Consider the following 19,012-nt stretch of genomic DNA (forward strand, 5'->3'; position numbering starts at 1 on the left):
TCGTCTTGCCGTGATCGATGTGACCGATCGTGCCCACGTTTACGTGCGGCTTGGTGCGCGCAAATTTTTCTTTCGCCATACTTGCTCCGTCAATCGTCCCTGCGGGACTTGTTTTCTAATCTCTTCACTTCCCCGGCGCTAACGCGCCGGGCTATGGCTCTTACCTGTTCACTGCCCTGCCCTGCACCCGGGCGATAATTTCGTCCGACACCGAGCGCGGCACCTCTTCGTAACGCGAAAAATGCATCGAGAAAGTCGCGCGGCCCTGGGTGTTGGAGCGCATCTGCGTGGCGTAGCCGAACATTTCGCTCAGCGGCACCATCGCCTTGATGACCTGCGATCCGGCGCGGTGTTCCATGCCCTCGATGCGGCCGCGGCGGGAGTTCAGGTCGCCGATGATGGCGCTCATGAAATCTTCCGGCACCACGACCTCGACCGACATCACCGGCTCCAGCAGCACCGGCGTGGCCCGGCGCGCGGCTTCCTTGAACGCCATGGAGCCGGCGATCTTGAAGGCCATTTCGCTGGAATCCACGTCGTGGTAGCTGCCGTCGTAGAGGATGGCCTTGACGTCCACCATCGGGTAGCCCGCCAGGATGCCGCCTTCCAGAGCTTCCTTGATCCCGTGGTCCACCGGCTTGATGAATTCCTTGGGCACCGAGCCGCCGACGATTTCGTTCTCGAATTCGTAACCCTTGCCCGGGTTGGGTTCGAGCTTGATCTTGACGTGCCCGTACTGGCCGCGCCCGCCGGTCTGGCGGATGAACTTGCCCTCCGCCTGCGACGGCTTGCGGATGGTCTCGCGGTAGGCGACCTGCGGCTTGCCGACGTTGGCCTCCACCTTAAACTCGCGCATCATGCGGTCAATGATGATTTCCAGGTGCAGCTCGCCCATGCCGCTGATGATGGTCTGGCCGCTGTCGGGATCGGTGTTGACCTTGAAGGTCGGATCTTCCTGCGCCAGGCGCCCGAGCGCGACGCCCATCTTTTCCTGGTCGGCCTTGGTTTTGGGTTCGACCGCGACCGCGATCACCGGCGCCGGGAATACGATCGATTCCAGCACGATGGGGCTGGTCTCGTCGCAGATGGTGTCGCCGGTGGTGATGGTGCGCAGCCCAACGCAGGCGCAGATGTCGCCGGCGTAGATTTCGCTGATCTCCTCACGCTTGTTGGCGTGCATCTTCAGCAGGCGGCCGATGCGCTCTCGCTTGTTCTTGGCCGGCAGCCAGATGCTGTCCCCGGTCTTGAGCTGGCCGGAGTAGATGCGGATGAATGCCAACTGGCCGACAAACGGGTCGGTCATGATCTTGAATGCCAGCGCAGCCAGCGGGGCGTTGTCGTCGGGGGCGCGCTCCACTTCTTTGCCGGTGTTGGGATCCATGCCCTTGACCGGCGGGATATCGGCCGGGGAGGGCAGGAAATCCACCACCGAGTCCAACATGGGCTGCACGCCCTTGTTCTTGAAGGCCGAGCCGCACAGCACCGGGAACAGCTTCAGGCCGATCACGCTCTTGCGCAGCGACTTCTTGAGCTCGTCCGCCGTGATGATCTCGCCTTCCATGTATTTGTGGAGGAGGTCGTCGTCGTTCTCGACGATGGTCTCCACCAACTGGCTGTGGAACGCGTTGGCCTTCTTCTTCAGGTTCTCGGGGATGTCCTGGATTTCGAACTTGGCGCCCAGGGTCTCTTCCAGCCATACGATGGCCTTCATTTCGAAGAGATCAATGACGCCTTTGAAATTGGATTCGCTGCCGATGGGAAGCTGGATGGCGACCGGACGGGCGTTGAGGCGCTTGCGGATGGTCTCGACGGCGCGCTCGAAATCAGCGCCGGTCTTGTCCATTTTGTTGATGAAGCAAATGCGCGGGACACCGTACTTGTCGGCCTGGCGCCAGACCGTCTCCGATTGCGGCTCGACGCCATGCACAGCGTCGAACACGGCGACCGCGCCGTCGAGCACGCGCAGCGATCGCTCCACCTCGGCCGTGAAGTCCACGTGGCCGGGCGTGTCAATGATGTTGATCCGCTCATCGCGCCAGGTGCAGGTGGTAGCGGCGCTGGTGATGGTGATCCCGCGCTCCTGCTCCTGCTCCATCCAGTCCATCGTGGCGGTGCCTTCGTGGACCTCGCCGATGCGGTGGGTGCGGCCTGTATAGAACAGGACGCGCTCCGTCGTCGTGGTCTTGCCGGCGTCGATATGCGCCATGATGCCGATGTTGCGGCAACGATCTAATGGAACCAGTCTAGCCATTGCGTAATTTCGTAGTCGTTGTCACCAACGATAATGAGCGAAGGCCTTGTTGGCTTCCGCCATGCGGTGAACGTCTTCCTTCTTCTTGATCGCGGCGCCGCGATTGTTGGCGGCGTCGAGCAGTTCATTGCTGAGCTTGTCGGTCATGCCCTTCTCGGCACGGCCGCGGCTGTAACCGATCAGCCAGCGGATGGCGAGCGAGGTGCGGCGATCGGGGTTCACTTCCACCGGGACCTGGTAGTTGGCGCCGCCGACGCGGCGGGTCTTGACTTCCAGCACCGGCTTGGCGTTCTCCACCGCCTTCTTGAACAGCTTCAAAGCTTCGTCGCCGCCCTTCTCCTGCATCTTCTTCATCGACGAGTAGAAGATGTTCTCGGCGGTGGACTTCTTGCCGCCCCACATCATCGAGTTGATGAACTTGGTGACCAGCGTCGAACCGTAGATCGGGTCGGCGGCAACTTCACGCTTCGGAGTGTGTCCTTTTCTTGGCATAGCTTTTAGCTCTTCGCTCTTGGCCGCTTGCTGCCGGCTTGAGCGTTCAAATCGTTGATTCGCTGGCCACTGACCACTGGCCACTGACCACTAAGCTTTGGGTCTCTTGGCGCCGTACTTGGAGCGGCCCTGCTTGCGGTTGGCGACGCCGACCGCATCCAGAGTGCCGCGAATCACGTGATAACGCACGCCCGGAAGGTCTTTCACGCGGCCGCCGCGGATGAGCACGATGGAGTGCTCCTGCAGGTTGTGGCCGACGCCGGGAATGTACGTGGTCACCTCGATGCCGTTGGTCAAACGGACGCGGGCGACCTTGCGCAGGGCGGAGTTCGGCTTTTTCGGCGTCTGGGTATAGACGCGGGTGCAGACGCCGCGCTTCTGCGGGCAGGACTGCAGGGCCGGACTGGCCGTCTTGTAATTCGGGGCAGTACGCCCCTTGCGCACCAACTGATTAAACGTAGGCACTCTTGGCTGCTCCTTCTGCCCCATCCCGCGCCAAACCGGCGCGTGCCCGGGACCCGTCACTCCCGAGAATGCGCAACCGCGCCTCTCCGCAAACTCCGGCGGGCACAGCGCCGCACGCTCGTGCATTCGTTGCTGGCCGGCCTGAGGCCGCCATAAATCCCGCCACGGAGCGGGAGATTTCGGTTTCCGTTAGGCTGGGAAGGACGACGGTGACACCGAGCCGAAGCGGTAGGTGTTCCGTTTCGTCTTCCTCGTCCTGCATACCCCCACCGAAGACGGTGAGGCAGCGCAGGAACGTTTCAGCGAGGGCACCCTTACAGGTGAAACTCAGCCGCTACAAGCAAGCCAAACTTAACTCGCAGAACCTTTTGAATATAACAACTCAGGCGCGAGGCGTCAACCGCAGGCGAAAGGTGAATTCGCTCCAGTTCTTGGATTCACCAGGGTGGGCCGTGGATTCGACTCGGCGCACCAGCGATGGAGCAGGTCCCGCGCTGCGCTCGGGATTTCGCCCTTCGACTTCGCTCAGGGCAGGCTCTGCAGGCTCCCGAGCGCTGAGATCCCGCGCTGCGCTCGGCTCATGCTGACGAGAGATCCCTCCCCCTCGCTGCGCTCAGGGTCGGGATTTCGGCAGGCGGCTCCCGCTGCGCTCACGCCGCCTTAACGCCTCAAGTTGCCGAAAATCTCATCAGCTTCTACACTGAGTTCTTTCCCAAGACCTTGCAAAAGGAACCGTCCGGCCTGAAGGTCGGGCGGGGAGGAAGCATGCGGCGGTCGGCAGTCATATCCAGGCTTCAGGCATCAGAGTTCAGGATCCAGGCAATTGGCAAGTTGCAACTCCCTGCCCGCCCGCGTCTGGGCGCGGCGCTTGTCGTTGTCCTCATGCTCGCGCTCGCCGGATGCGGCGGCAGCAGCAGCAGCAGTACGAGTACGAGTACGAATACGGTCACGGCGACTCCTTCCTCCATCTCGCTCAATTTGGGCGACGTGGCCACGATCAGCGCCACGGTGACCGACGCGAACGGAACCGCGGTCAGCAACCCGCCGACCTTCACCTACTCATCCAGCAATACCGCGGTCGCAACCGTCTCCACCGCGGGTGCTGTGTGTGCGGGAAAGTGGGACACGAATTTCATCGTCTGTGACACGACGGGCGTGCAGCCGGGCACGGCTAGCATCACCATTACCAGCGGTACAGCCACCGGCACGGTGCCGGTGTACACGCACCTGCACGTTGACCGGGTAACGGTCAGCCCTTCGGTGGTGAATTGCGTTTCGTCAGGGCAGACGCAGCAACTGTCGGCCAGGGCGTTCAACAATAACGTGGATATCACCTCGACGGTGGGCCCGTTTACGTGGTCGACTCTCTCGGTCGTCGTTGGCACGGTGGACACCAACGGGCTGGTGACCGGCAAGACGCCCGGCCAGACTGGCATTGTCGCGTCCGTAACGTCGGTCAACAGTACGGCAGCGACGTGGGTGACCTGCCCGGTGCAGAGCATTAACATTCACCTCGCCAGCGGGCCGGACACGACGTTCTCCCTGGGCGCGGCGGGGAGCACGGTCAGCCTGGCAGCCGACGTGGTGGACAGCCACGGAGTGTCGGTAAGCGCGCCGCTGAACTGGTCGAGTACCCAGCCGGCGGTTGCGAACGTGAACTCGGTGGCGCTGGTCACGGCAGTGGCGGCGGGAGCGACTAGCATTTCGGCGAGTTGCGCCGGATCCTGCAACATCGGATTGGCCTCGGTGTACAGCAACGCGGCCACCGGCACGGTGGGGGGAACGTCGGCAACGACGGTCTACGCCACCGGAACCGGCGCCACCTCGCTGGTGCCGATCGACACCGGCACCAACACCGCGGGCACCGCAATCACGCTGCCCGCCATGCCCAATTCATTCCTCTTCAATCGGATCGGCTCCGCCGGGTATCTTGGCAGCAGCGCCGGGTTGATGGCGTTCGATACAGCCAGTGGCGCGGTCGCGCAGAACACTGGCGTGGTCGGTACCGTGCTGGCGATATCTCCGGACAGCAACCGGCTGATTGTGGCCGGCTCCAACACGCTGTGGGTGCTTGCCGTGGGAAGCGGGATCGCGACCGAGACCTCGCCGATCCTGGCAGCTAACGCCGCCGACTTCACCCCCGACAGCCGGGGAGCGTACATCGTTGCCGGCAACAACCTGTACTTCTGGACGCAGGGATCGTTCCACCCCATTTCCCTGGGCGGCGCCGCGAACGACGTGAAATTCCTGCCGAACGGCGCGTTCGCCTACTTTGCCGGAGGCGCGCCGGGAGCAGCCGTGACGGCGCGCGCGGCTTGCGACAATTCGCTGGACGACAGCATTGCAACACCCGGAGCGCCCAGCTTCCTGAGTCCGCTGCCGAACGCGGGTACCGTGCTGGCGGTGGATTCCCCAGGGATTGACGTGATCAAAGTCACGACCACCCGCGTCGCCTGTCCGCCACCGTTGTCCGATACTCTGACCAGCGTGAATTTTGGCGTGGGAGCGTTCACGGCGCGCCAGCTGATCGTGTTATCGGACGGATCCAAGGCGTTCGTGACCAGTGACCTTGGACAATTGCTCGGGCTAACGACGGCGACGGCGACGCCGTTTGCCATTCCGCTGGCGAACGGCGCCAATGCCTTGACCGGCGGAGCGACACTCGACGGCGCCAAGCTGTACGTCGGCGGCAGCGACAACGCCGTTCATCGCATTGACGTGGCCGGCGGCAGCGACGCGCAGCAAATTTCCGTGTCGTTCACGCCGGACCTGGTGGCGGTTAGACCCAAGTAGGCTTCAGGCTCTCGGCTTCAGGCTTCAGGCAAAAAGCCCTCGCGAAATGCGAGGGCTTCTTTGTTATCGTCATTGCTTCTATCGTTCTTGCCTGTAGCCTTGAGCCTGCAGCCTGGAGCCTGCTACGAGCTGAACGCTTCCTCGTAATCCTCGGGATCGATGCCGTGGTAGGTGAGGGTGTGCTTGAGGCGGCTGCGGAGATCGCCGGGCGTCGCCTCGATGAAAGCGCGCACCGCGGTTTCCATCGAGACTTCGTCCTCGCCCTCATCGGCGGTGAGCGACTCGGCGCGGTTTTCCATGTTGTCTTTGACAGCGTCGCGGACCGGCGCCGGCAGCGCGCCGATCAGTTCGGCAACAATTTCGTTGGCTTCGTCGGACCAGGTCATGGCTGTCGGTGATCGTTGATCGGTGATCCGCGCCGACCGTCGGCGGTCGGCCATCGACGGCAAAACAATAAATCGTGCGTCAAGAAATCGCTAGGGAGTTTGTTTATCCAGGCCGCGGGCGATCGAGTCTAGCACGCCGTTAATAAAGACGATGGACTCAGGGGAGGAGTAGCGGCGCGCGATCTCGATTGCCTCATTGATGATCACCGGCCGGGGCGTCTGCGGCATGGCGAAAAATTCCGCCACCGCGGCGCGCAGCAGGTTGCGGTCCACGGCCGCCATCCGCTCCATGCGCCAGTTCACGGCGTGCTGCTCGATAATGCGGTCAATTTCGCCGGCTCGTTCCTGGGCCACACCGAACAGCTTTTCGGCGAAATCGCGGACCTCGTCGTCCATGTCGTTGCGCTCGGCCCAGAAAGTGCGGCGGACCTCCTCGGGAGGCTGCTTGCCCATGTCGGACTGAAACAGCATCTGCAACAGCAGTTCGCGGGATTTGCGGCGAGAACCCATAGTCGTCAGTCTTCGGTCTTCAGTCTTCAGCAGTTGTGAGTTATGAGTTTTGAGTTGTGAGTCGCGGACGCTGCTCTCAACCTACTTTCGTCGCGCGTGCCTCCGGCTTGCCTGTTTCCTTTTCGCCTTGCGATTGGATGCAGGGCGCTTGCCTATCGGCAGCGCAGCACTGGCTGACGACTGAAGACTGCCGACTGAAGACTTCAGTTGCGCCATCTCCACCGCAGCCAAGGCGGCGTCGCAGCCCTTGTTGCCGGCTTTCAGTCCGGCGCGGTCAATCGCCTGCTCCAGCGTGTCGCAAGTCAGAACGCCAAACGCATGCGGCACGCCGGTTTCCTGCGCCGACTGTCCGATGCCGCGCGTGACCTCGTTGGCAATGACTTCGTAATGCGCCGTCTCGCCGCGGATCAGGCAGCCGAGACAGATGATGGCGTCGTGTTTCCCGGTTTTCGCCAGCATCCGCGCCGCCGCAGGAATTTCAAACGAGCCGGGAACGCGAACGATGGCGATGTTCTGCGCATCCGCTCCCAGACGGTGCAGCGCGTCCTGCGCCCCGGCGAGCAGACGCTCGGTGATGAACGCGTTGAACCGGCCGACAACAATCGCGAAGCGCAGGCCGGTTGCGTCCAGTTTGCCTTCGCGCGTGTTGGCGGCGCGCCAGTTTTCCTTATACGAAAAGACCGTAAGGCGGCCGGCGCCCGCGGGCATTTCCAGGGTGAACATGCGTGCACCCCAGTCGGTGTCGGAAATTTCGCCGGTGATTTTGAAGGCGCGCCTGGTCGCGATTTCGTACGTCACATCGGCGCTGTCGGTTTCGATCACCAGGTCGGCGTCGGGAAAGCCGTGTCCGATGCCGATCTCCACGCCGGCTTCACGCGCGTCGAACTTCACTCCCTTGCTGCGGCGGCCTTCCCAGGATTCTCCCCGCGTGAGGCCGAGCGCGTCGAAAAACTCCACCAGCGCGCGGTAATCCTGCTCGCTTCTCGCCACCAGCAGCTTGTGTAGTGATTTGATCATCTCGAAGACTTAGCCACAGAGGACACTGAGGACAGCTTAGCGAGAAACATTCGTTCCTCTGTGTCCTCTGTGGCTAACTATTTTCCTTTAAAGTTCGGCGCGCGCTTTTCCAGGAACGCCTTCGTGCCTTCGGTCTTGTCTTCCGTCGCGCAGCAGACGCCAAACAGCGTGGCTTCCAGGTACAGGCCTTCCTGCAGCGTCATCTCCATGCCCTTGTTGATCGCCTCGATGGCGTACTGCACGGCGAGCGGGGCGTTGGCAATGATCTTCTGCGCGATGGCCTCGGCGCGCGCGATCAGCTCCGGCTGCGGCACCACTTCATTGACCAGCCCGATGCGGTGCGCTTCGGCGGCGGTGATCATTTCGCCGGAGAGCACCAACTGCATGGCAATACCCTTGCCGACCAGCCGCGGCAGGCGCTGTGTCCCGCCGTAGCCGGGAATGATGCCGAGGTGGACCTCGGGCTGTCCGAGCTTGGCGTTGTCGCTGGCCAGGCGCATGGTGCACGCCATGGCGAGCTCGCAACCGCCGCCCAGCGCAAAGCCGTTGATGCAGGCGATCACCGGCTTGCCCAGGTTCTCGATCAGGTTGAGCACGCTCTGGCCCTTGTGCGTGTACGCCTTGCCTTCGACCGCGTTGTGCTTGGCAAGCTCGTTGAGATCGGCGCCAGCAATAAAGGCTTTTTCGCCCGCGCCCGTCAGGATGACGACGCGGATGGCATCGTCGGCCTTGATGGCGTGGAACACCGCGCGCAGCTCTTCCATGGTCGCCATGTTGAGCGCGTTAAGAACCTTCGGCCGGTTGATGGTGACGTAGGCAATGGAGTTTTTCTTTTCGAAAAGGATGTTCGCGAACGAACTTGGAACTGCAGAAGAGGCCATAAGCTTCTCCATTATGCGGAATATGACGCAACAGCAGCCGCGGAGCGGCGGACTTCGTTAGCCCACGGCGGCAGCCGTGGGTAAGCACAACTAAGAACATCTGAGCCCCGGAGGGGCGCCACAACCCGTACAGTTAATCTGCCGCGACGCTTGCCTTCTCCGTCGTAGCGACCCCTTGCAGCGCGGCGTCCTGCGGCACGGGCTTCGCGGGATCGGACCAGTCGTAGAAGCCTTTGCCGGATTTCTTGCCATACCACCCGGCCATGATCAGGCGCTTGAGCAGCGGCGGCGAAGCGAAGCGCGGCTCCTTGAATTCGTCGAACATCACTTGCGTGATGTAGTAGGTGGTGTCCAGCCCGACAAAATCCAGCAGCGTGAACGGCCCCATCGGGTAGCCGCAGCCGAGCTTCATCGCGGTGTCAATGTCGGTGATCGAGCCCACGCCCTCTTCGTAGGCACGGATGGCGTCGAGCAGGTACGGCACCAGCAGGCGATTGACGATGAACCCGGTCTTGTCGCTGGTGCGCACCGGCACCTTGCCGACCTTCTGCGCGAAGGCGTATCCGGTTTCGAAGACCTCGGGCGCGGTGGTGATGGTGCGCACCACCTCGACCAATTGCATCAGCGGCACGGGATTGAAAAAGTGCAGGCCGATGAAGCGGTCGGGACGCTTGGTGGCCGCCGCCAACTCGGTAATCGAGATGGAAGAAGTGTTGCTGGCGAAGATGGCGTCGCGCTTCACCACCGCGTCGAGCGAGGCGTACATCTTCTTCTTCTCTTCCACGTTTTCAATGATGGCTTCGATGATCAGGTCGCAGTCCGCAAGATCCTGAAGCTTGAGCGTGCCCTTGAGCCGCGCGCGGATCGCGTCGGGCGTTTCCTTGAGCTTGCCTTTTTCGGCAAACTTGGCAAGCGACTTCTCGATGCCGGAAAAGCCTTTGTCGAGGAAGCGCTGCTCGGCCTCGAGCACGGTGACGTCGAACCCGGCGGTGGCGCACACCTGGGCAATGCCGGAACCCATCAGCCCACAGCCGAGAACGCCTACTTTCTTGATGTCCATATGCCCTCTCTTATTAACCACGGATTTTCACGGATGCACACGGATAAAGAAAAATCATTGCAAAGTAATTCCGATCCGCGAGAATCGGTGGCGATCCGTGGTTAAACCCTAGGCCAAATTCTCCACAATCATCGCAATTCCCTGACCGCCGCCGATACAAGCCGTGGCCAAGCCGTATCGCGCATTCCGCCGCCGCATTTCGTGCAAGATGGTGATGACCAAGCGCGTGCCGGTGGCGCCCAACGGATGCCCGAGCGCAATCGCGCCGCCGTTCACGTTCACTTTGCTACGATCGAGGCCAAGTTCTTTTTCTACGCCGAGGTACTGCGCCGCGAAGGCCTCGTTGACCTCGATCAGGTCCATGTCTTCGAGCTTCAGGCCGGCTTTTTCGAGCGCAATGCGCGAGGCCGGCACCGGGCCGCGTCCCATAAACTTCGGCTCCACGCCCGCAATGCCCCAGCTCACGATGCGCCCCAGCGGTCTCTTGCCGCGCTTCTGCGCTTCTTCAACCGACATGACGACAACCGCCGCGCCACCGTCCACGATACCGCTGGCATTGCCCGCGGTCACCGTTCCGTTCTTGCCGAACGAGGGCTTGAGCTTGGCCAGACCTTCCATTGTCGTTTCGGGGCGCAGGTGGTCGTCTTGCTCAAACATTTCGCCCGAGGGCTCGCCCTTGCGGTTCCTTAGCGGAACCGGGACGGTTTCTTCCTTTAAGCGGCAGGCCTTCTGCGCCGCCGCGGCTTTCTGCTGCGATTGGAAGGCAAGCTCGTCCTGCATCTCGCGCGTGATGCCCTGCTGCTCTCCGTAAAGTTCGGCGGTGTTGGCCATCTGCAGGCCGCACCAGGTGTCGAGCAGCGCGACCATCAGAGAATCTTCCAGCTTGCCTTCGCCGAAACCGAGGCCCCAGCGCGCGCCGCGGATGACGTGCGGCGCCTGCGACATGGACTCCATCCCGCCGGCGAGCACGCGCTGCGCTTCGCCGAGCTGAATCAATTGCGCCGCGGTCACGATGGCTTGCATGCCCGACCCGCACAGGCGGTTCACGGTTAAGGCCGGCGTTTCAATCGGCAATCCGGCGCGCAGGGCGACGTGGCGCGCGCCGTACATGGCGTCGGCCGAAGTCTGCTGCGCGTTGCCGAAGATGGCGTGGTCGAATTCCTTGGGGTCCATCTGGGCGCGCTCGATCGCGCCCTTGGCGGCCACCGCGCCCAGTTCCATGGCGGTAAAGTCGCGCAGCTTGCCGCAGTAGCGGCCCATCGGGGTGCGCGCCCCGCTGACGATAGCGATATCACTTGGCTTCAGCATACAGAGAGGTCCCTGGAGAGTAACTGAACCGTTCAGTCTAGTAGGCGCAAGGCTCTAGGCGCAAGGCGCTAGGCGCAAATCGCAAGGCACAAGGTGGAAGGCGGAGACTTCGATTTTCGTTTTGAAAACTGTAGTGAAAATTCGAAGTGCTGCCGCGACAGACATCGAAGAGGAATCAAACCTTGTGCCTTGTGCCCTGAGCTTTTTTACGCTGTAACCGCGTCGGCATCGAGCACGTTGGCGAGCGCCTTGACGGTGTTCGCGCCCCCGGACTTGGCTGCTTCCAGGGCGCGTTCGGCGCGGTTGATCAGCTCGCAGACGATGTCCACCGAATCGAAGCGCGCCTGCATGACGGCTTCGGCAATTCCGACAGTCATCGACGGCGGCGTGGATTTACCCGGGAGATGGACATTGGCCAGCACCTTGCGGAGCTTGTCCACGACAAAGAACGCGTTCTTCTCGCCGGTGTCGGCCAGCAGCAGCGCGATGGTGGTGAGATCGTAACGCACCGCCACGTCGGCCTGGCGGATGTGACCGTTGATCACCTGCCCGAGCTGCTGAACCAGCGTTTCCACCGCCGCTTCGCCGTACTCCTTGATCAGCGACGAGGTCTTGCCGAAGTGCATGAGCATGATGCAGCAGGTCGAGCTCTGCTCCAGGCAGCGCTTCACCTCCGACAGCAGCACGTCAACGTAGGAGGAGCGCTTGAGCAATCCGGAACGCTCGTCGGTGATGGCGAGGGTCTTGACCAGGCTGCGCAGGCGGGCGTTGTTGACCGCCAGGATCATCTGCTCGGCGATGGTCTTGAGCACGGCTTCGTCGGTGGGGCGCCAGTTGCGCGGCGCGCCGCACTGCTCCAGGATCAGGATGCCGGCAAACTCATCGCCATCCATCAGCGGCACGGCCAGAAGGGATTCGATCTCCAGACCTTGGATGTGTTCGCGGATAGAATCCATTTCCGGCGCCTTGGGCACGTTGAGCAGCATGACCGTGCCATGCCGCACCGAAAGCGCGAGGCAGCTCATGACCAGCTTGACCACCGCCATGACGTCGGCCGGCTTCACGCCCGGGGTGCAGTATTCCAGCGCCGCCGATGGCGGCTTGCCCGGCGTGCACAGCCCAGCGATGCAGCGGCTGGCATTCCAGTGCCGCCCGATTTCGTTGACCGCGGTGAACAGCACGCCCTTAACGCTGCCCTGGCGGTAAATGTTCCGGGTGATCTCGGTGATGCGCGCGAAATTGTCCACCGCGCCTTCAATTGCGGCGGCCGGCGCGGGTGATGAAACCGCGGTCGCCGGCGCGGGCTGGGTGGCGGGCGCCGGGGCCGGTTCGGGCCTGTAATGCGGCGTGAAGCCGGCGCTCAGGTACAGCTCGTTCAGCTTTTCGATCTTCTCTTCTTCGTGCGGAAACAGCTTGTGGATGCGTTCCAGCCGTTCCACCGCCTTGGCTCGCATCGAGTACTGCAGGAAGATCTCCGCCTGCAGCATCAGGTCTTCCAGGACGGTGGTTTCGCCCTCGGGCGTTTCGGGCGTGTCGCTCTCGGCCTCCTCCAGCTTCAGCACCGAGGTAAACCGCGACGCGATGGCGTTGTAATGATTGCTATCAATCTTGCCGTGCAGCATCTCCAGGCGCCGCTGGTGGCCGGGCTCGTAGGCGTCCACCTCGGCGGCGCGGTCCAGGCAGTCGGCAGCCTTGATGAAAGTCCCGGTCGCGTAATAGAGCTCGAACAGCTTGAGCAGCGTTCCGCAGTAATCGTGCTCGCGGTTGGAGGCGTTGTACACCTCGACCATGTATTCCAGGAACTCGATCCCGGCGCGATGCTTGTCGGCAATGTCCTTCATCAGCGCAACGAATTCGCGCTGGTTGCCGCTTTTGAGCTGGTGGACCTCGAGTTTGTGCGCCAACTCCAGCGCGTGCGCCTGGTGGTCTTCGTCGAGCAGCGCGGCGATCAGCTCGCCGACCTCGCCGACTTCCTTGGGATCGCGCTCGAACAGTTCCCAGATCAGCGGCTCGGCCTCCACCAGCCGCTTGGCGGCGACCAGGGCGTCGGCATAGGCCTCGCGGTCCTCGATCCGGCTCTTGTCGGCGGTGGCGAACGGCTCCAGCACGGTGATGGCCGGCTGGACCAGCCCGGCGGCGTGCAGCGCCTTTCCGTAGGAGAGCGCCACGTCAGGACTGCGCGAATCCATCTGGTGCGCGCGCTGATACCAGGGAAGCGGATCGGCGCCGGCTTTGGCTTCAAACATCCCAACACAATGAAAGGCCACGGCCGCCGTCTTGCCGTCGCCCAACTCGGCCGCGAGTTCTCCTTCTTGCTTGTAGTGTTCCTCGCTAGGGTCGAGCGCGATCACCCGCTTTAAGACCGCGAGCGCTTCCTGTTTTCTCTTTTGCGAATCAAACCCGTGCAGCGCCGCCTTGTAGGCCTCCATGGCGTCGTGACGGTTGGACTTCTCCACCAGTTGCCCGTACTTGAATGTCTGGTCCACCGACGGCGCGCCCACCCGCACCAGCTTCTTGTAAGTGGAGACAGCCTTGACGGTGTCACCGATCATCGAATGATGGTCGAAGAGGGTCGAGAGGTGTTTCGCGGCTTCGCTCGCGTGGCCCAGCGCCACGTACAGGTCGGCCACCGTCTGCCGCACCACATCGTTGCCGGGGTCTTCCTGGAGGGCGCCGAGGTATTCCTCCAAAGCGGCATCCTGCCTGCCTTTTTGCAGGTGCTTCTCGGCACGCTCGAGGCGTCGGCTGATGTCCGGCATAGGAGGAGTTTCCGCGTCGTACTGGGGCGGGTCCAGGACCCGTTCCGCGCGTGCAAGGGGCCCCGTAGCGCCGGGCTATTGTATGCACAAGCACTGCCCGGGGCAATTGCCCATTCGCCTTACTTTAGTCCCGAGTCCCGTGTCGCGGGAAGCTGGCTCGGGACTCGCGTCTCGGGAGTGGCGAATGTTCGGCTACAATTCCCTGATGCCGGACGACCTGCTGCGCTACCGACCGCAGTTCCCCATCCTGGAAGAGACCACGTACCTGATCAGCAACTCGCTGGGCGCCATGCCGCGCGCCGTCTTTGACAGCCTGCGCGACTACGCCGGCGCCTGGGCGCACCGCGGCGTCCGTGCCTGGGAAGAAAAATGGTGGATGCTGGCGGCCGAGTTGGGCGACGAAATCGGCGCCCTCATGAACGCGCCGGCGGGCTCGGTGTCGGTGCATCAGAATGTGACCTTCTGCCAGGCCATTGTGGCTTCCTGCTTCGACTTCACCGGCCGGCGCAACAAGGTGGTCTTCAGCGATCTCAATTTTCCCTCGGTCATGTATTTCTGGAATGCGCAACGCTCGCGTGGGGCGCGCGTCGAGATGGTCCCCACCGACGGCATTCACGTGCCGCTCGACCGCATGCTCGCCGCCATTGACGAGCAGACGCTGCTGGTCCCGATCTCGCACGTCATCTTTCGCAGCGCCTATATCAACGATGCCCAGGCGATCATCGAGCGCGCGCACCAGGTCGGCGCGCTCGTGGTGCTCGATACCTTCCAGTCCCTCGGCGCCGTGCCGGTGGACGTGCAGGCGCTGAACACCGATTTCGCCTGCGGCGGGGTATTGAAATGGCTGTGCGGCGGGCCCGGCGTGGCTTATCTCTACGTTCGTCCCGACCTCGCCTCCAGGCTCGAACCCACACTCACCGGCTGGATCGCGCACCAGCAGCCCTTCGCCTTTCAGATCGGCGAACAGCGCTACGCCGCCGGGCAGTACCGCTTCATGAACGGCACGCCCAACATTCCCGCGCTCTACGCAGCCCAGCCCGGCGCGAAAATCATCCGCGAAGTGGGCGTCGACAAGATCCGCGAAAAATCGAAGCGCCAGACCGCGAAGCTGATTGAGCTGGCGGAGAAGCGCGGCTGGCGCGTGAACACGCCGCGCGATCCCGAGCGCCGCGGCGGCACCGTGTCCATAGATATGCCGTTCGCGCCGGATGTCTGCGCCGAGCTGATCAAGCGCAACATCCTGGTGGACTTTCGTCCCAACGCCGGGGTGCGCATGTCGCCGCATTTCTACACGAAAGATGAGGAGCTGGAAGTCGCCATCCGCGCCGTCGAAGAAATCCTGAGTGCGCGCGGCGCCCTAGCCCGATGAACTACCGTGCTGTCCTGTTCGATTTCGACTACACCCTCGCCGACTCCTCGCGCGGAATCGAAGACTGCGTCAATCACGCCCTGGCGGAAATGGAGTTGCCGGCAGCGTCGGCCCGCGCCGTGTCGGAAACGGTGGGCTTGTCCCTGGCGGAGACGTTCTGCCGTCTCACCGGCCCGGCCTCGCCCGAGCAGTGTGCCGAATTCTCGCGACACTTTATCGCCCATGCCGACCAGGTGATGGTGGGCTCGACCATGCTCTACGACACCGCGCGCACCGTGATCCCCGATCTCAAACAGCGCGGCCTGGCCATCGGCGTCCTCTCCACCAAGTTCCGGCGGCGCATTGCGGCCGTGCTGGAACGCGAGAAAATGTGCGGCTACTTTGACGTGATCGTCGGCGGCGAGGACGTCGCCAATCACAAGCCTCATCCCGAAGGCGCGCTCAAAGCGGTGGCAGCGCTGGGCGCCGCCGCCAGCGAAGTTCTGTACGTGGGCGATAGCGTGGTGGACGCGGAAACCGCCCGCCGCGCGCAGCTTCCGTTTGTCGCCGTGCTCACCGGCGTGACTCCCAGGCACGCCTTCACCAGCTACCGGCCGGTGGCGGTGGTGGAGTCGCTGACCGCCGTGCCTGGTTTGGTGTGGTCAAACTCTGCTCGCGCAAGCCAGTAGTTCGTCTGGCAAAACACCTGCAGGCCTACCTCGACGAAATGTGCTTCCGATTCGACAATCGCCAGAATCCCTACCTGTTTCGCGACACTCTCAAGCGCATGATCGCTTCCGACAACGTTGAGTTCAAAAGAGCTAGCTGCTTAGTGGAGTGATCTCCAGTTTCGACCCCTTGCCTTTGTTCACAATCTGACACTTAAGATTACTTACGACGTTTGCGCCCCTGAAGCGAATCTCCGCAACATATATCCCGGGGGGAAACTTGAAATCTTCTTCTCTCCAATCCGGACTTCCTCTCATTACCGTTTCATTGTTTGGGGTGTGAAAGGAATCGTCCTCGTCGTACTTCATAGCAATATCAAGATTGCATTCGATGCCGCTGGGCGGAATATCCAGGGGCAACAATTGGTCAGCGCTCTTGCCCGCTTCGGCGGGTCCTGGGGAATGCTCCCAGCGATGCAACCTCTCCTTAGCGGCGGGCGTTCCGTTCTCGTGGAACACTTGCACCCTCGCCGCCACTTTCTCCGCCACCTTTCGGTCTATTACCCCAGTCGGTTCATTGGTTATTCTCAGGTGATAGAAGGTAGGCGTGCCAACAATCCTACTTCTGAGTACTGGCACCGCCGGCGATCCCTCCATTTCCATAGAGTTTCTGACAATAGGATTGTCATGGAAGGACGCTCCCTTGCACACCAACTTGGGGACGCCTTCTAGGACGTCATCAAGTTTCTCTTGTATCCGGTACGCCGCAACTGCAACCGCCACCGCGAACAGGCCGATGCTGGCAAAGAATCCATCTCTTAAGGTCCAGCCCTCCGGTCCCTTGAGTTTCCTGAATATTCCCGCAAGTGTCGGCGCGATTATGACAAGGAAGCTCACAATGCTTTGCATCGTGTCCTTCCATCTCGGTATTGGTCGCAACGCCAGCCACAGAATGCGAACGAGCCGCCGGAGACGCTTTGCCATGTACACCTCCGCCAGCCCTTGCGCAGTACAATCGCATTGACGGAAATGGCGCGAAGGGCGGTCACAGGATTATATCCACAAACTCATTGACATTTCGCCTTTTATTCGCTCATACTCGCCTCAGAGGAGCGCTCCCATGGCCCTGACACGCCGCCAACGGCAGGTTTACGACTTCATTGCCGGGTTTGTGCACTCGCACGGCTACTCGCCCTCGTTTGAAGAGATCGGCGGCGGCCTCGGCCTCAGTTCGCTGGCCACGGTGCACAAACACGTCAGCAACCTGGAAAAGAAGGGCCTGCTGCGCCGCGACTACAACCGCAGCCGCTCGATTGATTTGCTGCCGCCGCGCGGGCGCATGAAGCAGGCGATGGCGGCGCCGTTCTCGCTGCCGTTGCTGGGACGCATCGCGGCCGGGCGGCCGATTGAAGCCATGGAAAATCCGGAAACGATTTCGCTGCAGGATTTTACCGGCTCCAAGGACGTCTTCGTGCTGCAGGTGCGCGGCGATTCCATGCAGGACGAAGCCATCCTCGACGGCGACTACGTGCTGGTGGAAAAAGCCCCGGCGGCGCGCGACGGCGAGATCGTGGTCGCGCTGGTGGATGGCGCCGAAACCACGCTCAAACGCTTCTACAAGGAAGGCGACCGCATCCGCTTGCAGCCGTCCAATGCCGCCATGCCGCCGATCATCGTTGCCGCGGCTGCCGTACAGTTGCAGGGACGCGTCATCGGCGTGCTGCGCAAATATTGAGAATTTTGGCACAGCGGCTTTCCGCGGTTCGCTCCTCTGCGGTATAAGTAACGGCTGAGTTCCCTGCCATGAGCGAAAACAACTACCGCATCGACTACGTCGAGTTCCCGGCCAACGACATCAAAGGCACAAAGAACTTCTATTCCACGGTTTTTGGGTGGAAATTTGAAGACTACGGCATGGACTACACCAGCTTCCATGATGGCCGCATCAGTGGCGGCTTTGCCAAGGGCGTGCCTGTGGTGAAGGGCGGCCCGCTGCTGGTCATCTACGCCGACGACCTCGCGCTCATCTACTCCAGGATCATTGCCGCCGGCGGCAGGATCACCAAACCGACCTTTGAATTTCCCGGCGGCCGCCGCTTCCACTTCACCGATCCCAATGGAAACTTGCTGGCGGTGTGGTCGGATAAATAGGTTTTAGGCGTTAGGCTTTAGGTCTTAGGCGTCAGGCGGCGGAATTCGGGAAATGAAAAAGCCCGGCAATTTTGCCGGGCTTCCTCTTGCCTAAAACCTAACGCCTAAAACCCAAAGCCTATCCCCCGATGTGCCGCTCCAGCGCCTTCTCAATCTGCTCTTTGGGCACGTAGCCGACGATCTGCTCCTTCACCTGGCCGCCTTTGAAAATCAGCAGCGTGGGAATGCCGCGGATGCCATAGCGCTGCGGCGTCGCGGCGTTCTTGTCCACGTCCATCTTGCCGACCTTCACCTTGCCGGTGTAGGTGCTGGCCACCTCGTCCACAATCGGCGCCAGCGCGCGGCAAGGGCCGCACCAGGCCGCCCAAAAGTCCACGATCACCGGCTGATCCGACTTCAATACCGCCTGGTCGAAATTCGCATCCGTCACTTCAAAAATCGCGTTGCTTGCCATCGATCCTCCCCGCTATGAGTGCCTACCGCAGTTACTCGTCCCTGGGCCTCTCCGCCCAGGCAGGCCAGGCGGCCAAACATCGTACCATCACATTGGATGCGCCAGAGCATGAGAAGACGCAGCGCTGCCGGCCTGAAGCCTTCGGCCTGCCGGCCTGGAGCCCGGAAACAGGCGTCGGGCTTATGGTTGAGTGTGGATTCGGAGTTGACCAGAGGCAGGGGACACTACGCTGCTGAGTTGGATGCCGGCGCCTGAAGCTTGTCCTAAAAATGTGACGTCCCGGCTCATCACCGGGACGCCACGGCAGCCCTCCCCCAGAACTGCCTTCGAACGGCTGGATTATGACGCATCGCCAGCCGGTGTAAATGTCACTTCCGTAACCGGAAAGTAACCACCTGAGTAATCAAGAACCTTAACCACCGATGTACGCGGATTCCCACGGATGAAAAATCGTTTCCGTGTTGATCCG

General features: G+C 62.0%; 17 protein-coding genes. 5 read left to right on the plus strand and 12 right to left on the minus strand.

Annotated elements, in window-relative coordinates:
* Positions 1–160: 160 nt before the first annotated feature.
* From fusA to rpsL, 3 genes are all read right to left on the minus strand, one after another.
* Positions 161–2,251 carry an elongation factor G gene (gene fusA / locus LAN70_15470; GenBank protein ID MBZ5512552.1) on the minus strand — a complete coding sequence of 697 codons (2,091 nt, stop codon included), beginning with the start codon at positions 2,249–2,251 and terminating at the stop codon, positions 161–163.
* Positions 2,252–2,272: 21 nt separating this feature from the next.
* On the minus strand, positions 2,273–2,743 hold the full coding sequence (gene rpsG, locus LAN70_15475) for a 30S ribosomal protein S7 (GenBank protein ID MBZ5512553.1): 471 nt from the start codon (positions 2,741–2,743) through the stop codon (positions 2,273–2,275).
* Positions 2,744–2,833: 90 nt separating this feature from the next.
* Positions 2,834–3,208: a 30S ribosomal protein S12 gene (gene rpsL / locus LAN70_15480; protein MBZ5512554.1), complete on the minus strand. Its 375-nt coding sequence runs from the start codon at positions 3,206–3,208 to the stop codon at positions 2,834–2,836.
* 831 nt (positions 3,209–4,039) lie between these two features.
* Between rpsL and LAN70_15485 the strand changes: the two genes are divergently transcribed.
* Positions 4,040–6,001, plus strand: coding sequence for a hypothetical protein (locus LAN70_15485; GenBank protein ID MBZ5512555.1), 1,962 nt, complete (start codon positions 4,040–4,042; stop codon positions 5,999–6,001).
* 122 nt (positions 6,002–6,123) lie between these two features.
* Here LAN70_15485 and LAN70_15490 read toward each other — a convergent pair whose 3' ends face one another.
* From LAN70_15490 to LAN70_15520, 7 genes are all read right to left on the minus strand, one after another.
* Entirely contained in the window at positions 6,124–6,387 is a 264-nt protein-coding gene (locus tag LAN70_15490; protein ID MBZ5512556.1) for a DUF2621 family protein, read from the minus strand.
* 90 nt (positions 6,388–6,477) lie between these two features.
* Positions 6,478–6,897 carry a transcription antitermination factor NusB gene (gene nusB, locus LAN70_15495; protein ID MBZ5512557.1) on the minus strand — a complete coding sequence of 140 codons (420 nt, stop codon included), beginning with the start codon at positions 6,895–6,897 and terminating at the stop codon, positions 6,478–6,480.
* Between the two features lie 81 nt (positions 6,898–6,978).
* Positions 6,979–7,605 carry a 6,7-dimethyl-8-ribityllumazine synthase gene (gene ribH, locus LAN70_15500; GenBank protein ID MBZ5512558.1) on the minus strand — a complete coding sequence of 209 codons (627 nt, stop codon included), beginning with the start codon at positions 7,603–7,605 and terminating at the stop codon, positions 6,979–6,981.
* A gap of 386 nt (positions 7,606–7,991) precedes the next feature.
* Positions 7,992–8,795, minus strand: a complete 804-nt coding sequence (locus tag LAN70_15505; GenBank protein ID MBZ5512559.1) for an enoyl-CoA hydratase/isomerase family protein — start codon at positions 8,793–8,795, stop codon at positions 7,992–7,994.
* A 133-nt stretch (positions 8,796–8,928) separates the two neighbouring features.
* A complete protein-coding gene (locus LAN70_15510) occupies positions 8,929–9,855 on the minus strand; it encodes a 3-hydroxyacyl-CoA dehydrogenase family protein (GenBank protein MBZ5512560.1) in 927 nt (308 codons plus the stop codon).
* A gap of 108 nt (positions 9,856–9,963) precedes the next feature.
* Entirely contained in the window at positions 9,964–11,163 is a 1,200-nt protein-coding gene (locus LAN70_15515; protein MBZ5512561.1) for an acetyl-CoA C-acetyltransferase, read from the minus strand.
* Between the two features lie 206 nt (positions 11,164–11,369).
* Complete coding sequence (locus tag LAN70_15520; protein ID MBZ5512562.1) at positions 11,370–13,922, minus strand: diguanylate cyclase; 2,553 nt, start codon at positions 13,920–13,922, stop codon at positions 11,370–11,372.
* A gap of 205 nt (positions 13,923–14,127) precedes the next feature.
* On the opposite strand from LAN70_15520, the gene LAN70_15525 reads away from it, so the two are divergent.
* Together LAN70_15525 and LAN70_15530 are read left to right on the plus strand one after the other, a co-directional pair.
* Complete coding sequence (locus LAN70_15525) at positions 14,128–15,291, plus strand: aminotransferase class V-fold PLP-dependent enzyme (protein MBZ5512563.1); 1,164 nt, start codon at positions 14,128–14,130, stop codon at positions 15,289–15,291.
* Positions 15,288–15,959, plus strand: coding sequence for an HAD-IA family hydrolase (locus tag LAN70_15530; GenBank protein ID MBZ5512564.1), 672 nt, complete (start codon positions 15,288–15,290; stop codon positions 15,957–15,959). Before LAN70_15525 ends, LAN70_15530 begins: the two co-directional genes overlap by 4 nt.
* A 132-nt stretch (positions 15,960–16,091) precedes the next feature.
* On the opposite strand, the gene LAN70_15535 is transcribed toward LAN70_15530, so the two are convergent.
* A complete protein-coding gene (locus tag LAN70_15535) occupies positions 16,092–16,922 on the minus strand; it encodes a hypothetical protein (GenBank protein MBZ5512565.1) in 831 nt (276 codons plus the stop codon).
* Positions 16,923–17,058: 136 nt separating this feature from the next.
* Here LAN70_15535 and lexA point away from each other — a divergent pair, with 136 nt between their 5' ends.
* Both lexA and LAN70_15545 read left to right on the plus strand, forming a co-directional pair.
* Positions 17,059–17,673, plus strand: coding sequence for a transcriptional repressor LexA (gene lexA / locus LAN70_15540; GenBank protein MBZ5512566.1), 615 nt, complete (start codon positions 17,059–17,061; stop codon positions 17,671–17,673).
* A 68-nt stretch (positions 17,674–17,741) separates the two neighbouring features.
* On the plus strand, positions 17,742–18,089 hold the full coding sequence (locus LAN70_15545) for a VOC family protein (protein ID MBZ5512567.1): 348 nt from the start codon (positions 17,742–17,744) through the stop codon (positions 18,087–18,089).
* A gap of 118 nt (positions 18,090–18,207) precedes the next feature.
* Here LAN70_15545 and trxA read toward each other — a convergent pair whose 3' ends face one another.
* Positions 18,208–18,543, minus strand: coding sequence for a thioredoxin (trxA, locus tag LAN70_15550; protein MBZ5512568.1), 336 nt, complete (start codon positions 18,541–18,543; stop codon positions 18,208–18,210).
* Between the last annotated feature and the right edge of the window lie 469 nt (positions 18,544–19,012).

This window comes from Terriglobia bacterium, assembly GCA_020072845.1.
GTDB lineage: Bacteria > Acidobacteriota > Terriglobia > Terriglobales > Acidobacteriaceae > JAIQGF01.

Excerpts from the sequence above, each read along its gene's own strand:
- fusA (MBZ5512552.1), bottom strand. The coding sequence starts at position 2,251 with ATGGCTAGACTGGTTCCATTAGATCGTTGCCGCAACATCGGCATCATG.
- rpsG (MBZ5512553.1), bottom strand. The coding sequence starts at position 2,743 with ATGCCAAGAAAAGGACACACTCCGAAGCGTGAAGTTGCCGCCGACCCG.
- LAN70_15490 (MBZ5512556.1), bottom strand. The coding sequence starts at position 6,387 with ATGACCTGGTCCGACGAAGCCAACGAAATTGTTGCCGAACTGATCGGC.
- nusB (MBZ5512557.1), bottom strand. The coding sequence starts at position 6,897 with ATGGGTTCTCGCCGCAAATCCCGCGAACTGCTGTTGCAGATGCTGTTT.
- ribH (MBZ5512558.1), bottom strand. The coding sequence starts at position 7,605 with ATGCCCGCGGGCGCCGGCCGCCTTACGGTCTTTTCGTATAAGGAAAAC.
- LAN70_15505 (MBZ5512559.1), bottom strand. The coding sequence starts at position 8,795 with ATGGCCTCTTCTGCAGTTCCAAGTTCGTTCGCGAACATCCTTTTCGAA.
- LAN70_15510 (MBZ5512560.1), bottom strand. The coding sequence starts at position 9,855 with ATGGACATCAAGAAAGTAGGCGTTCTCGGCTGTGGGCTGATGGGTTCC.
- LAN70_15515 (MBZ5512561.1), bottom strand. The coding sequence starts at position 11,163 with ATGCTGAAGCCAAGTGATATCGCTATCGTCAGCGGGGCGCGCACCCCG.
- LAN70_15520 (MBZ5512562.1), bottom strand. The coding sequence starts at position 13,922 with ATGCCGGACATCAGCCGACGCCTCGAGCGTGCCGAGAAGCACCTGCAA.
- LAN70_15525 (MBZ5512563.1), top strand. The coding sequence starts at position 14,128 with ATGCCGGACGACCTGCTGCGCTACCGACCGCAGTTCCCCATCCTGGAA.
- LAN70_15530 (MBZ5512564.1), top strand. The coding sequence starts at position 15,288 with ATGAACTACCGTGCTGTCCTGTTCGATTTCGACTACACCCTCGCCGAC.
- LAN70_15535 (MBZ5512565.1), bottom strand. The coding sequence starts at position 16,922 with ATGGCAAAGCGTCTCCGGCGGCTCGTTCGCATTCTGTGGCTGGCGTTG.
- lexA (MBZ5512566.1), top strand. The coding sequence starts at position 17,059 with ATGGCCCTGACACGCCGCCAACGGCAGGTTTACGACTTCATTGCCGGG.
- LAN70_15545 (MBZ5512567.1), top strand. The coding sequence starts at position 17,742 with ATGAGCGAAAACAACTACCGCATCGACTACGTCGAGTTCCCGGCCAAC.
- trxA (MBZ5512568.1), bottom strand. The coding sequence starts at position 18,543 with ATGGCAAGCAACGCGATTTTTGAAGTGACGGATGCGAATTTCGACCAG.